The sequence below is a fragment of the Streptomyces sp. NBC_01298 genome (assembly GCF_035978755.1).
Lineage (GTDB): Bacteria > Actinomycetota > Actinomycetes > Streptomycetales > Streptomycetaceae > Streptomyces.
In genome coordinates, this window is record NZ_CP108414.1 from 3,029,389 (window position 1) to 3,043,496 (window position 14,108).

Genomic DNA, 14,108 nt, shown 5'->3' on the forward strand with positions numbered 1-14,108 from the left:
CTCGGGTTCCTCGGATGCCAGGTCCGGTGGCATCCGCGGGCAGCGTAGGAGCGGACCGGCCCGATGAAACGATTCGGCACGGCAGCCCGTTCGAAGGTTCACCCTCCCGGTCCCTTCCGGCACCGCACGCGCGTCCGCCCCGGATCCGCGTGGGATCCGGAGCGGACGAGGAGGCCCGACGGGCGACTCAGACGGCTGCCCGCTCCGCCGGCGCGGAGCCCTGGCCCGGCACCGGCACCGGCACCGGCACCGGCACCGAGCCCTTGTCATCGGACCCGGACCCGGACCCGGATCCGGACCCGGCCGCGGCCGCGGCCGCCGGACGGCGGACCAGCACGATCAGGATCAGCGCCCCCGCCAGGCCCATCGCCCCCGAGACCCAGAAGGTGTCGCGCAGCCCGCTCGCGAAGGCCGCCTCCACCCAGTGCCGGGCCGCCGGGGCCGCGTGCAGCAGTTGTCCGGCCCCGCCGCCGGCCAGTACCTCGGCCGTACCGTGCGGCTGGCCGGAGCCGGCCAGACCGTCCTCCAGGCCGGACTGGAAGACCGCGCCGAGCACCGCGATGCCGAGGGCCATGCCCAGCTGGCGCGCGGTGTTGAGGGCGCCGCCCGCCATGCCCGCCCGGGCCGGGGGCACGGCCCCCATCGCGGCGGCCGCGAGGGCCGGGGAGATCATGCCGACGCCCAGACCGGTGATCGCCAGTCCGGCGACCAGGGCCGTCCAGCCGTCCCCGGCGTCCAGCATCCAGCCCATGAGCAGAGCGCCCGCGCCGATCAGGAACAGCCCGCCGCCGATGGTGATCCGGGCCGGGGCCCCGTGCATCAGCTTGCCGGTCACGGCGGCGACCACGAAGGCGGCCAGGCTCATCGGCAGCATCGTCAGACCGGCGGCGACCGGGCCCATGCCCTCGGCGCTCTGCAGCCACAGGGAGACGTACATCATGTACCCGAAGGCGGCGCCGGACATCAGCAGCGCGGCGGCCATGACGGCCACGAAGGTCGGGCTGCGGAACAGCGAGAGGTCCAGCATCGGTCGGGAGCTGCGCAGTTCGACCAGGACGAACGCGGCGAAGGCGGCGGCGCTCAGGGCGAACAGGGCCAGGGTGGTCGCGGAGGTCCAGCCGTTCTCGCCGACCCGGATCAGGGCATAGGTGACCGCCGCGGCGCCGGTGGTGAAGGTGGCCATGCCGGGCAGGTCCAGGCCCTTGGCGTGCGGGTCCCGGGACTCGGAGACGGCCTTGAGGGTGACGTACACGGCGAGGGCGCAGACCGGCAGGTTGATGAAGAAGATCCAGCGCCAGCCGAACTGCTCGGTGAGCAGCCCGCCGATGATCGGGCCGGCCGCGGCGGCGGCTCCGTTGACCGCGCCCCAGACGCCGAAGGCGACGCCCCGGTCGCGTCCCTGGTAGGCGGAGCTGAGCAGGGCCATGGTGGTGGCGAACATCGCGGCGCCGCCGATGCCCTGGACTGCGCGGAAGGCGATCAGCGCGGCGGGTCCGCTCGCCAGACCGCAGGCGAGGGAGGCGGCGGCGAAGAGCCCGAGCCCGCCGAGGTAGACGCGGCGCCGGCCGATCCGGTCGGCGAGCGAACCGGCGCCCAGCAGCAGGGCGGCGAGGGCGAGGGCGTAGATATCCATCACCCACTGGAGGTCCGAGAAGCCCGTCCGCATGTCGGCGGCCATGTCGGGCAGGGCGACGGTCACGATCGTGACGTCGACCAGGAGCATGAAGGCTCCGAGACACACCGCCGTCAACGGCAGCCATTTGCGCATGGGGGTTTCTCCTCGGATCACGGCGGGGCAGGAACCGGGGGGCGGTGCCCCGGTGGACCCAAGGTCGCAGCGACCGGCCCCCATCCCCCACCCAGCGGCCCCCTGCCGACGGATTTCCCTCATGCGAGCTTCCGGGATGATGGAAACCATGCATGACATGGAGCTGGACGCCTTCGACCGGTCGCTGATCCAGGCCCTCACCATCGACGGCCGGGCCCCCTTCAGCCGGCTCGCCGAGGTGCTGGAGGTCTCGGACCAGACCGTCGTACGCCGCTACCGGCGTCTGCGGACCACCGGCCTGATCCGGGTCGTCGGACTGCCCCTGGGCAGCCGCGTCGGACTGTTCGAGTCCTGGCTGCGGATCCAGTGCGCCCCCGACGCGGCGCTCCCGGTGGCCGAGGCCCTGGCCCGCCGCCCGGACATCGCGTGGGTCAACCTGAACGCGGGCGGCACCGAGATCCACTGCATGACCCGGGCCCGCACCCGCCGGGACCGCGACACCCTGCTGCTGGAGAAGCTGCCGAGCACCCGCCGGGTGACCGGCATCAGCGCCCACACCATCCTGCGCAAGTTCTTCGGCGGGCCGGACGCGTGGGCGGGCATGGACCTGCTGCGCCCCGGCCAGATCGCCGCCCTGGAACGGCCGGCCGTCGAGCCGGGGCCGCAGCGGTACGCGCTGGACGAGCCGGAGCTCGCGCTGCTCGCGGTGCTGGGCCGGGACGGCCGCGCGGGTTACCCGGAACTGGCGCGCGCCGCCGGCCTGTCGGAGTCCACCACCCGGCGCCGGCTGGAGCGGCTGCGCGAACTCGGGGCGATCTTCTTCGACGTGGAGTTCACGCCCTCGCTCCTCGGCTACGAGGCGGAGGCGACGCTGGTGCTGACGGTCCCGCCGGCCCGCCTGGCGCAGGTGGGGACGGCCCTGGCGGGCCACCGCGAGGTGGCCTTCGCGGCCGCGATGACCGGGGCCGCCTCCCTGATGGCGGTGGTGGTGTGCCGGGACACCGACGAGCTGTACACCTACCTGACCGAGCGGATCGGCGCCGTGGAGGGCGTGGGGCAGGTGGAGGTGATCCCGGTCCTGCGCAGCGTCAAGCGGGCCGGGATGCTGGTGGAGGACGGGCGGCTGGTGGATCCGCCGCCCGCCCCCTGAACCGCCGGGGCGGTTACCGCAGCACCACACCGCCTCCCGCCGCGTCGGTGTCCGCGCCCGTGGCGGGGCCGGCGACCAGGCCCAGTTCGGCCGGGGTCGCCAGCAGCGGGTGCGCCGGCAGGATCCGTACGGTGTAGCCGAAGGGCCCCGTACGGTCGAGGGCGAGCGGGCCCTCATACAGCCAGCGGCCCTCCAGGTCGGGTCCGCCGGCGGGCTTGAGCGGGAAGGCCCGCCCGCCCTGGATCACGTCCTGCGCGTCGACCCGGCCCGCGACGGCCTGCACCTCCACGTCCTCGGGCGCGAGGGCGTCGAGGGAGACCTGCACGCGCAGGGTGAGGGTGGCCCCGAGTTCGGCGGTGCCGCCGACCGGGCCCGCGGTCAGGGCCTCCACGTGCTCGACGGTGAGCTGCGGCCAGGCCGCGCGGACCCGCCCCTTCCACCAGGCGAGGTCCCGCGCCGCGTCCGGGGTCAGGGCGCGGTGGGAGAGCGCGGCCGGAGCGTAGAGCCGCTCCACGTACTCCCGCACCATGCGGCCCGCGAGCACCTTGGGCCCCAGGGAGACCAGGGTGCGCCGGACCATCTCGATCCACCGCACCGGGAGTCCGGCCTGTCCGGCCCGGTCGTAGAACCGGGGGGCGACCCGGCCCTCGATCAGGTCGTAGAGGGCGTTCGCCTCCAGGTCGTCGCGGCGGTCCTCGTCCGCGCCGAGTCCGTCGGCGGTCGGGATGGCCCAGCCGAAGTCCGGCTCGAACCACTCGTCCCACCACCCGTCCAGGACGGAGAGGTTGAGGCAGCCGTTGAGCGCCGCCTTCATCCCGCTGGTGCCGCAGGCCTCCAGCGGGCGCAGCGGGTTGTTGAGCCAGACGTCGCAGCCGGGGTAGAGCTTCTGGGCCATGGCCATGCCGTAGTCGGGCAGGAACACGATCCGGTGGCGCACGCGGGGGTCGTCCGCGAAGCGCACCAGTTCCTGGACGAGCCGCTTGCCGCCGTCGTCGGCGGGGTGCGCCTTGCCCGCGACCACGATCTGCACGGGCCGGTCCGGGTCCAGCAGCAGGCGGCGCAGCCGGTCGGGGTCGCGCAGCATCAGCGTGAGCCGCTTGTAGGACGGCACCCGGCGGGCGAAGCCGATGGTCAGCACGTCCGGGTCGAGGACCGAGTCCACCCAGCCGAGCTCGGCGTCGGCGGCCCCGCGCTGGCGCCAGGAGGCGCGCAGGCGGTCGCGTACCTCTTGGACGAGCTGCTCCCTGAGCACCCGGCGCAGGTCCCAGACGTCCTGGTCGGGGATGTCCGCGACGGCGTCCCAGCGCTGCGAGCCGCCGACGGAGAGCGCGTCCTCGGTGCGGCCGGCGCCGATCTGCTTCGCGCCGAGCTTCACCACCTCGGGCGCCACCCAGGTCGGGGCGTGCACGCCGTTGGTCACCGAGGTGATGGGGACGTCGGCGGGGTCGAAGCCCGGCCACAGCCCGGCGAACATGCCGCGGCTGACGGCGCCGTGCAGGGTGGAGACCCCGTTGGCCCGCTGGGCGAGGCGCAGGCCCATCACCGCCATGTTGAACACCCCGGGGTCGCCGCCGGGGTACGTCTCGGCGCCGAGGGCCAGGATCCGGTCGACGGGTACGCCGGCCAGTTCGCCGCCGTCGCCGAAGTGGCGGGCGACCAGGGCCCGGTCGAAGCGGTCGATGCCGGCGGGGACGGGGGTGTGCGTGGTGAACACGGTGCCGGCCCGGACGGCTTCGACGGCGGCGTCGAAGCCGAGTCCCTGCTGCCCCTCCAGTTCTCTTATGCGCTCCAGCCCGAGGAAGCCGGCGTGGCCCTCGTTGGTGTGGAAGACCTCGGGGTCGGGATGCCCGGTGATCCGGCAGTAGGCCCTGACGGCCCGCACTCCCCCGATCCCCAGCAGCATCTCCTGGAGCAGCCGGTGGTCGCTGCCTCCCCCGTACAGCCGGTCGGTCACCTCGCGGGCGACGGCGTCGTTGTCCTCGACGTCGGAGTCGAGGAGCAGCAGCGGCACCCGGCCGACGCGGGCCTGCCAGACGTGCGCGTGCAGGGCCCGGCCGCCGGGGAGGCTCAGGGACACCCGCGCGGGGGTCCCGTCCTCCTCGCGCACGAGCGCGAGGGGCAGTTCGTTGGGGTCGAGCACCGGGTAGTGCTCCTGCTGCCAGCCGTCCCGGGAGAGGGACTGGCGGAAGTAGCCGTGCCGGTAGAGGAGTCCGACACCGATGAGGGGGACGCCGAGGTCGCTGGCGGCCTTGAGGTGGTCCCCGGCGAGGATCCCGAGCCCGCCGGAGTACTGGGGCAGGGCGGCGGTGATCCCGAACTCGGGCGAGAAGTAGGCGATGCCGGCGGGCAGCTCCGCGGCCGCCTCGTGGCTCTGGTACCACCTCCCGCCGTGGACGTAGTCATCGAGGTCGGCGGCCGCGACGGCGAGCCGCCTCAGGAACCGCCGGTCCCCGGCGAGCTCGGTGATCCGCGCGGCGGACACGGCGCCGAGCAGCCGGACGGGATCCGCGCCGGCGGCTTGCCAGCCCTCGGGATCGACGGATTGGAACAGCTCACGTGTCTCGCCGTGCCAGGACCAGCGCAGGTTGCGCGCGAGGTCGGCGAGCGGCGAGAGGGTCTCGGGGAGGACGGGGCGCACGGTGAATCGACGGATAGCCTTCACGCGTTCCACCTTCGCAGGGGATTACGGGTCGGAGCGGCCGCACCACGCTGTGCACCGCGAGCGTCACCCTCGGAAGGCTAGCGCCGCCCGCCCCACCCGGCCATGGCGCCTCGAGCGCGCCCCCGCCGTGCGTACGGGCCGCCCGCGTGCTCCGGGCCGTACGGCCTCGGCGAGTTCGGGCGGTCCCGCGCAAGGGCACAGCGGGGGTGTGGACATCCGTTAGTCCCATCCGAGTTGACGGAGCATCGGCGGGTGTTGGGCCGCCGAGCGCGGGCACGCGTTCCAGTACGTACGAGTAGTTAACCGAGCGCTCGGGTTGGGCCGAGCTGGAGTGGGAAGGGCTCCTCGGGTACAGCGCACGGCGCACCCCGGAACCGCCTCCCCGCCACCCGAGTGAACGCGGACAGGAGCGGCCATGCCCGCAGCCCAGCCGTCTTCCGAGCGGCTAGAAACAGAGCGAACAGAGCGTGCACTACCAGCTGCCCCGGCGGCTGGCCTGTTGTCACCGAGCCCTGCGAACTGCCCCCAGGTGATCCCATCATGATCGGTCGCATTCCCGTGCTGGACGTCCGCCCCGCCGTCGACTGCGGCGTCAGACCCGCCAAGGCGGTCGTGGACGAGGTATTCGAGATTTCCGCCACCGTGTTCCGCGAGGGACACGACGCCGTGGCGGCCCATGTCGTCATGCGAGATCCGAGCGGGCGGCTGCGGCCTCCCGTGCCCCTGTCCGAGCTGGCCCCCGGCACCGACCGGTGGGGGGCGCGGGTGTCCGCCGAGGTCGAGGGGAGGTGGACGTACACCGTCGAGGCGTGGAGCGACCCGGTGGGCACCTGGCGGGCCCACGCGGCGGTCAAGATCCCGGCCGGGATCGACACCGGGCTCACCCTCCTGGAGGGCGCCGAGCTCTACGAGCGGGCCGCCGCGAAGATTCCCAAGCGGGACGGCCGCGAGCACGTGCTGGCCGCCGCGGACGTGATGCGCGACGAGGACCGGCCGGCCCGGGAGCGGTACGCGGCCGCCCTCGCCCCCCGGATCGACGCGCTGCTCGCCAAGCGCCCGCTCCGGGAGCTGGTGACGGCCTCCAAGCCGCTGCCGCTGCTGATCGAGCGCAAGCGGGCCCTCTTCGGCTCCTGGTACGAGATGTTCCCCCGGTCGGAGGGGGCGGTGCTGGAGCCCGGCGAGGCTCCGGTCAGCGGAACGTTCAGGACCGCCGCCGAGCGGCTTCCCGCCGTCGCCGCGATGGGCTTCGACGTGGTCTACCTGCCGCCGATCCACCCGATCGGCAGCACGTACCGCAAGGGCCCGAACAACACGCTGTCGGCGGGTAGTTGGGATCCGGGCGTGCCCTGGGCCATCGGTTCCACCGAGGGCGGCCACGACGCGGTCCACCCCGAGCTCGGGACCCTGGAGGACTTCGACGCCTTCGTCGCCAGGGCCCGCGAGCTGCGCATCGAGGTGGCGCTCGACTTCGCCCTGCAGTGCTCCCCGGACCACCCGTGGGTGGAGAAGCACCCGGAGTGGTTCCGCCACCGCGCCGACGGGACGATCGCGTACGCGGAGAACCCGCCGAAGAAGTACCAGGACATCGTCCCGATCCACTTCGACGCCGACATGGCCGGCATCGTCGGGGAGACGGTGCGGATCCTGCGGCACTGGATGGAGCACGGCGTCCGCATCTTCCGGGTCGACAACCCGCACACCAAGCCGGTGGTGTTCTGGCAGAAGGTGATCGCGGACATCAACAAGTCCGACCCCGACGTGATCTTCCTCGCCGAGGCCTTCACCCGCCCCGCGATGATGCGCGCGCTCGCCGCCGTCGGCTTCCAGCAGTCGTACACGTACTTCACCTGGCGCAACACCAAGGCCGAGCTGACCGAGTACCTGACCGAGCTCGCGGACACCCGCTCCGCCTCCGTCATGCGGCCGAATTTCTTCGTCAACACTCCGGACATCCTGCACGCATACCTTCAGCACGGCGGCCGCCCCGCCTTCGAGGTCCGCGCGGTCCTCGCCGCCACGCTCTCCCCCACGTGGGGGGTCTACGCCGGATACGAGCTCTGCGAGAACACCCCGGTCAAGGAGGGCAGCGAGGAGTACCTGAACTCCGAGAAGTACGAGCTGCGCCCGCGCGACTGGGCCGCCGCCGACCGCGAGGGCCGCTCCATCGCCCCGCTGATCACCTCCCTGAACCGGCTGCGCCGGCGCAACCCCGCCCTCCAGCAGCTGCGCGACATCCATTTCCACCCGACCGACAACGAACAGGTGATCGCCTATTCGAAGCACGCGGGGAGCAATTCCGTACTGGTGGTCGTCAACCTCGATCCGCACCACACCCAGGAGGCGACGGTCTCGTTGGACATGCCGGTACTCGGCCTCGACTGGCACGGGTCCCTCGCGGTGCGCGACGAGCTCACCGGCGAGACCTATCACTGGGGCAGGGCCAACTACGTGCGCCTGGAACCGGGCCGCACGCCCGCGCACGTTCTGGCGGCTCTGCGACCGTCCCCGCCCACCGGAGGGTCACCCATCTCATGATGATCAACGATCCCGTTCCCGACACCTTCGAGGACACCCCCGCCAAGGACCGCGATCCCGACTGGTTCAAGCGGGCGGTCTTCTACGAGGTCCTCGTACGGTCCTTCCACGACAGCAACGGCGACGGCGTGGGTGACCTCAAGGGGCTCACCGCGAAGCTGGACTACCTCCAGTGGCTCGGCGTCGACTGCCTGTGGCTCCCGCCGTTCTTCGCCTCGCCCCTGCGCGACGGGGGCTACGACGTCGCCGACTACACCTCCGTGCTGCCCGAGTTCGGCGACCTCGCCGACTTCGTGGAGTTCGTGGACGCGGCGCACACCCGCGGCATGCGGGTGATCATCGACTTCGTCATGAACCACACGAGCGATCAGCACGAGTGGTTCCAGCAGTCCCGCAAGGACCCGGACGGGCCCTACGGCGACTACTACATGTGGGCGGACAACGACAAGCAGTTCCAGGACGCCCGCATCATCTTCGTCGACACCGAGACCTCGAACTGGACGTACGACCCGGTCCGCAAGCAGTACTACTGGCACCGGTTCTTCTCCCACCAGCCGGACCTCAACTACGAGAACCCGGCGGTCGTCGAGGAGATCGTCTCCGCGCTCCGTTTCTGGCTCGACCTCGGCATCGACGGCTTCCGCCTCGACGCCGTGCCCTACCTGTACGCCGAGGAGGGCACCAACTGCGAGAACCTGCCGCGCACGCACACCCTCCTCAAGGCGGTCCGCGCCGAGATCGACGCGCACTACCCGGACACGGTGCTGCTCGCCGAGGCCAACCAGTGGCCCGAGGACGTCGTCGACTACTTCGGGGACTTCGAGAAGGGCGGGGACGAGTGCCACATGGCCTTCCACTTCCCCGTCATGCCGCGCATCTTCATGGCGGTGCGAAGAGAGTCGCGCTACCCGGTCTCCGAGATCCTGGCCAAGACCCCTGCGATCCCGGACCGCTGCCAGTGGGGCATCTTCCTGCGCAACCACGACGAGCTCACCCTCGAAATGGTCACGGACGAAGAGCGCGACTACATGTACGCCGAGTACGCCAAGGACCCGCGGATGCGGGCCAACATCGGCATCCGGCGCCGGCTCGCCCCGCTGCTGGACAACGACCGCAACCAGATGGAGCTGTTCACCGCCCTGCTGCTGTCGCTGCCCGGTTCGCCGGTGCTGTACTACGGCGACGAGATCGGCATGGGCGACAACATCTGGCTCGGCGACCGCGACGGCGTGCGCACGCCGATGCAGTGGACACCGGACCGCAACGCCGGTTTCTCCTCGTGCGATCCGGGCAGGCTCAACCTGCCGGTCATCATGGACCCGGTCCACGGGTACCAGGTGACCAATGTCGAAGCGGCGATGGCCTCACCGTCTTCGCTGCTGCACTGGACCCGCCGGATGATCGAGGTCCGCAAGGCCAACCCGGCCTTCGGACTGGGCTCGTACACCGAACTGCCTTCGACGAACCCGGCGGTACTGGCCTTCCTCCGTGAATACGGGGACGACCTGGTGCTGTGCGTGCACAACTTCTCGCGCTTCGCGCAGCCCACCGAGCTGGACCTGCGGTCGTTCAACGGGCGGGTCCCGGTGGAACTCACCGGCGACGTCCGCTTCCCGCCGATCGGCGAATGGCCTTACCTGCTGACGCTGGCGGGCCACGGCTTCTACTGGTTCCGCCTGCGCTCGGAGTAGCGGCCGGCCCGGGGCGGGCGCGGCGAATGGGTCAACCGCCCGCCCCTGTACGGACCATCCTGACCCGACACTCGCACACACCGGAGAAGCAACCAGCACGATCCGGGACACAATGCGCATTCTTTGACGGCCCGGGGAAAGGACGCGACGCCATGTCGGAGGCTGCATCCGCCCGGGATCGGCTCACCGCCGACCGGGCCGCCGGGATCGGGCCCGGGATCGGACTCGGTCCACTGGAGCCCATGCTGCGGGCCTGGCTGCCCGCACAGCGCTGGTTCGCCGGCAAGGGCCGCGCCATCGGACGGCTCAGGACCGTCTCGGCGGCCGAACTGCTGCCCCCCGGGTCCGCCCCCGGGCTGCTGCACCTGCTGCTGGACGTGGACGGGGACTGCTACCAGCTCCTGCTCGGGATCCGCCCGAGCCCGCTGCCGCCGGCCCTGGCGCCCGCGCTGATCGGCCACCCCGAGCAGGGCCCGTACGCCGGCCAGTCGGTCTACGAGGGCCTCGGCGATCCGCGGCTCGCCTCGCTGCTGCTGGAGCGGCTGCGCTCCCCCGGCACCCTGGGCCCGCTCCGCTTCGACCGGGACCCGGCCGTCGTGATCCCCGAGGCGCCCACCCCCCGGCCGCTGTCCGGGGAACAGACCAACTCCTCGCTGATCTACGGGGATTCGTACATCCTGAAGATCTTCAGACGGGTCGGCCCCGGGGTCAATCCCGACCTGGAGCTGCCCCGCGCCCTGGCCGCCGCCGGCTGCGCCCGGGTGCCCGCGCCGGTCGCCTGGTACGAGGCCGAGCTGCCCGGCTCCGAACCGCTGACCCTGGGCGTGCTCCAGCCGTACCTGCGCGGCTCCGACGACGGCTGGCAGCTCGCGCTGCACCGGCTGCGCACCGGCGCCGACTTCACCGCCGAGGCGCACGCGCTGGGCCGGGCCACCGCCGAGGTGCACAGCGCGCTGGCCGGCGCCCTGCCCACCGTCGCGCTGGGCCCGGAGCAGACGGCCCGGCTGGCCGCCGGGATGACGGCCCGGCTCGCCGCCACCGCCCGCGAGGTACCGGCCCTGCGGCCCTACGAGGCGGGGCTGCGCGGAGCCTTCGACGCGCTGGCCGCCTCCCGCGGGGCGGGGGTGTCCGCCCAGCGGATCCACGGGGACCTGCACCTGGGCCAGACCCTGCGCACCGTGGACGGCAGCTGGGCGCTGATCGACTTCGAGGGCGAGCCGGCCCGGCCCCTGGCCGACCGGCGCCGCCCCGAACCGGCGGTGCGGGACATCGCCGGGATACTGCGCTCCTTCGACTACGCGGCCCGCTCGCACCGGCCGTTCGCCCCCGCCTGGGCGGACGACTGCCGGGCCGCCTTCTGCGAGGGCTACGCCCGCACCACCGGCCGGGACCCGCGCGAGGACCCCGTCCTGCTGCGCGCCTACGAGACCGACAAGGCGGTGTACGAGGCCCGCTACGAGTCCCGGCACCGGCCCGACTGGCTGCACGTGCCGATGGCGGCGATCCGGCGGCTCTCGGAGCCGCAGCGTCCGCCCTCGCACCGCACGCAGCTCCCCGCCCCAGGATCCCCCACCCTCCACCCGAAGCCCCCGAGGAGGCCGCTCGCGTGAGCGCCGCACGACAGCCGTCACCGACCGCCCGCGACGAAGCCAAGCCCGTCATCGGCACTGTTGAAGCCGCCGGCACCTCCGCCGAAACGGGTGTGAAGAAGCCCCGGGCTCCCAGGGCCCGGCGGGCGGCCCCGCCGCGCGGGGTCCGGCCGGTGCCGGCGCTGGACGCGGAGGAGCGGGCCCGGCTGCTGGAGGGCCGCCACCACGATCCGCACGGGGTGCTTGGAGCCCGCGCCCAGCGGGGCGGGGTGTCCTTCCGGGTGCTGCGTCCGTACGCGAAGGCGGTCACCGTCGTCGCCAAGGGACTGCGGGCCGAACTCCTCGACGAGGGCGACGGGCTGTTCTCCGGGATGCTGCCGCTGGCCGGGGTGCCGGACTACCGGCTGCTGGTGACGTACGACAGCGACGAGGTGGAGGTCCACGACCCCTACCGGTTCCTGCCCGCGCTCGGCGAGCTCGACCTGCACCTGATCGGCGAGGGCCGGCACGAGGAGCTGTGGACGGCGCTCGGCGCGGAGCCGATGGTCCACCAGGGCGTGGCGGGCACCCGGTTCACGGTGTGGGCGCCGAACGCGCAGGGCGTGCGGGTCAGCGGGGACTTCTCGTACTGGGACTCGGTCGCCTACCCGATGCGCTCGCTCGGGGCGACCGGCGTGTGGGAGCTGTTCCTGCCCGGCGTCGGCGAGGGCGCCCTGTACAAGTACGACATCACCCGCCCGGACGGCTCGCACACCCTGCGCGCCGACCCGATGGCCCGGCACGCCGAGGTCCCGCCGGCCAACGCCTCGGTGGTGACGGCCTCCTCCTACGTCTGGCAGGACGCGGACTGGATGGCGCGGCGCGGGGAGCGGGCGCCGCACCAGGCCCCCTTCTCCGTGTACGAGCTGCACCTGGCGTCCTGGCGCCCCGGGCTCTCCTACCGCCAGCTGGCCGAGCAGCTGCCCGCGTACGTGACGGAGCTCGGCTTCACCCACGTGGAGCTGATGCCGGTCGCCGAGCACCCCTTCGGCGGCTCCTGGGGCTACCAGGTCACCGGCTTCTACGCGCCGACCTCCCGGATGGGCACCCCGGACGACTTCCGCTTCCTGGTGGACTCGCTGCACCGGGCCGGGATCGGGGTGATCGTCGACTGGGTGCCGGCGCACTTCCCGCGCGACGACTGGGCGCTCGCCGAGTTCGACGGGCGGCCGCTGTACGAGCACCACGACCCGCAGCGGGCCGCGCACCCGGACTGGGGGACGCTGGAGTTCGACTACGGGCGCCGGGAGGTGCGCAACTTCCTCGTGGCCAACGCCGTGTACTGGTGCCAGGAGTTCCACGTGGACGGGCTGCGCGTGGACGCGGTGGCCTCGATGCTCTACCTGGACTACTCCCGCAAGGACGGCGAGTGGACCCCGAACGAGCACGGCGGCCGGGAGAACTTCGACGCGGTCGCGATGCTCCAGGAGATGAACGCGACCGTCTACCGGCGCTGCCCGGGCGTGGTGACGATCGCCGAGGAGTCCACGGCGTGGCCGGGCGTTACGCGGCCCACCGACGGGGGCGGGCTCGGCTTCGGCCTGAAGTGGAACATGGGCTGGATGCACGACACCCTGCGGTACGCCTCGAAGGACCCGGTGCACCGCAAGTACCACCACCACGACATGACCTTCGGGATGGTCTACGCGTTCAGCGAGAACTACGTGCTGCCGATCTCCCACGACGAGGTGGTGCACGGCAAGGCCTCGCTGGTGTCGAAGATGCCCGGCGACTGGTGGCAGCAGCGGGCCATACACCGCGCGTACCTGGGCTTCATGTGGGCCCACCCGGGCAAGCAGCTGCTCTTCATGGGGCAGGAGTTCGCCCAGGGCTCGGAGTGGTCCGAGACGTACGGCCCGGACTGGTGGCTGCTGGACTCCTCGTACGCGGCGGCCGGTGACCACCGGGGCGTACGCAGCCTCGTGGGCGACCTGAACCGCACCTACCGGGCGGCGCCCGCCCTGTGGGAGCGGGACAGCGTGCCGGAGGGCTTCGCGTGGGTGGAGGCGGACGCGGCCGAGGACAACGTCTTCGCCTTCCTCCGCTTCGCGCAGGACGGCTCGCAGCTGCTGTGCGTCTCGAACTTCTCGCCGGTGGTCCGGCACGGGTACCGGATCGGGGTCCCGGAGGAGGTTCCGCTGTGGCGGGAGGTGCTCAACACCGACCTGGAGTCCTACGGCGGCAGCGGCGTCCACCACACCCAGCCGGTGCGCCCCGAACCGGTGCCCGCTCAGGGCCGGCCGGCGAGCCTGCGCCTGACCCTGCCGCCCCTGTCGACGGTCTGGTTCAGGCCGATGCCCCGGCGGTAGCCGCGAGGACCCCGTCCAGCTCCTGGAGGAGCCTGCGCTTGGCGCGGGCTCCGACCAGCTGCAGGACGGGCTCGCCGTCGCGGAAGACGAGCAGGGTCGGCATGGACAGCACCCCGTGGCGCACCACCGTCTCCGGGTTGGTGTCCGCGTCGATCCGCACGACCTTGAGGCGGTCGGCCTCTTCCGCGGCGACGGCGGACAGGACGGGTGCGAGCTGGCGGCACGGGCCGCACCAGTCGGCGGTGAACTCCACCAGGACGGGCCGGCCGCGCTCGGCGAGCACCTCTGCCTCGAAGTCCGCGTCGGTCACTTCGGCCACGCCGTGGGCCTTGATCATGTGCTTCCCCTCTCGTCGCGACCGGCCG

The 14,108-nt window shown here is 72.7% G+C and carries 8 protein-coding genes; 5 read left to right on the forward strand and 3 right to left on the reverse strand.

What is annotated here, in order from left to right; translation table 11 throughout:
- Nucleotides 1–187 precede the first annotated feature (187 nt).
- On the reverse strand, nt 188–1,768 hold the full coding sequence (locus tag OG730_RS13465; protein WP_327304466.1) for an MFS transporter: 1,581 nt from the start codon (nt 1,766–1,768) through the stop codon (nt 188–190).
- Between the two features lie 148 nt (nt 1,769–1,916).
- On the opposite strand from OG730_RS13465, the gene OG730_RS13470 reads away from it, so the two are divergent.
- Nucleotides 1,917–2,918, forward strand: coding sequence for an Lrp/AsnC family transcriptional regulator (locus OG730_RS13470; protein ID WP_327304467.1), 1,002 nt, complete (start codon nt 1,917–1,919; stop codon nt 2,916–2,918).
- 13 nt (nt 2,919–2,931) lie between these two features.
- Here OG730_RS13470 and glgP read toward each other — a convergent pair whose 3' ends face one another.
- Entirely contained in the window at nt 2,932–5,580 is a 2,649-nt protein-coding gene (gene glgP / locus OG730_RS13475; protein ID WP_327304468.1) for an alpha-glucan family phosphorylase, read from the reverse strand.
- Nucleotides 5,581–6,120: 540 nt separating this feature from the next.
- Between glgP and OG730_RS13480 the strand changes: the two genes are divergently transcribed.
- The 4 genes from OG730_RS13480 to glgB all read left to right on the forward strand — a co-directional run bounded on the left by OG730_RS13480 (nt 6,121) and on the right by glgB (nt 13,743).
- Nucleotides 6,121–8,115, forward strand: a complete 1,995-nt coding sequence (locus OG730_RS13480) for an alpha-1,4-glucan--maltose-1-phosphate maltosyltransferase (protein ID WP_327304469.1) — start codon at nt 6,121–6,123, stop codon at nt 8,113–8,115.
- Nucleotides 8,112–9,806: a maltose alpha-D-glucosyltransferase gene (treS, locus tag OG730_RS13485; protein WP_266881200.1), complete on the forward strand. Its 1,695-nt coding sequence runs from the start codon at nt 8,112–8,114 to the stop codon at nt 9,804–9,806. Before OG730_RS13480 ends, treS begins: the two co-directional genes overlap by 4 nt.
- A gap of 152 nt (nt 9,807–9,958) precedes the next feature.
- Nucleotides 9,959–11,416 (forward strand): maltokinase N-terminal cap-like domain-containing protein, encoded by a 1,458-nt coding sequence (locus OG730_RS13490; RefSeq protein ID WP_442814906.1) that lies wholly within the window; start codon nt 9,959–9,961, stop codon nt 11,414–11,416.
- Nucleotides 11,413–13,743 carry a 1,4-alpha-glucan branching enzyme gene (glgB, locus tag OG730_RS13495; protein ID WP_442814907.1) on the forward strand — a complete coding sequence of 777 codons (2,331 nt, stop codon included), beginning with the start codon at nt 11,413–11,415 and terminating at the stop codon, nt 13,741–13,743. The genes OG730_RS13490 and glgB overlap by 4 nt, the downstream gene beginning before the upstream one ends.
- Here glgB and OG730_RS13500 read toward each other — a convergent pair.
- Nucleotides 13,721–14,080, reverse strand: a complete 360-nt coding sequence (locus OG730_RS13500; protein WP_327304470.1) for a thioredoxin family protein — start codon at nt 14,078–14,080, stop codon at nt 13,721–13,723. The two genes, glgB and OG730_RS13500, sit on opposite strands and share 23 nt — an antisense overlap.
- Between the last annotated feature and the right edge of the window lie 28 nt (nt 14,081–14,108).

Coding starts and splice junctions, on each gene's coding strand:
- OG730_RS13465 (WP_327304466.1), bottom strand. CDS start 1,768: ATGCGCAAATGGCTGCCGTTGACGGCGGTGTGTCTCGGAGCCTTCATG.
- OG730_RS13470 (WP_327304467.1), top strand. CDS start 1,917: ATGCATGACATGGAGCTGGACGCCTTCGACCGGTCGCTGATCCAGGCC.
- OG730_RS13480 (WP_327304469.1), top strand. CDS start 6,121: ATGATCGGTCGCATTCCCGTGCTGGACGTCCGCCCCGCCGTCGACTGC.
- treS (WP_266881200.1), top strand. CDS start 8,112: ATGATGATCAACGATCCCGTTCCCGACACCTTCGAGGACACCCCCGCC.
- OG730_RS13490 (WP_442814906.1), top strand. CDS start 9,959: ATGTCGGAGGCTGCATCCGCCCGGGATCGGCTCACCGCCGACCGGGCC.
- OG730_RS13500 (WP_327304470.1), bottom strand. CDS start 14,080: ATGATCAAGGCCCACGGCGTGGCCGAAGTGACCGACGCGGACTTCGAG.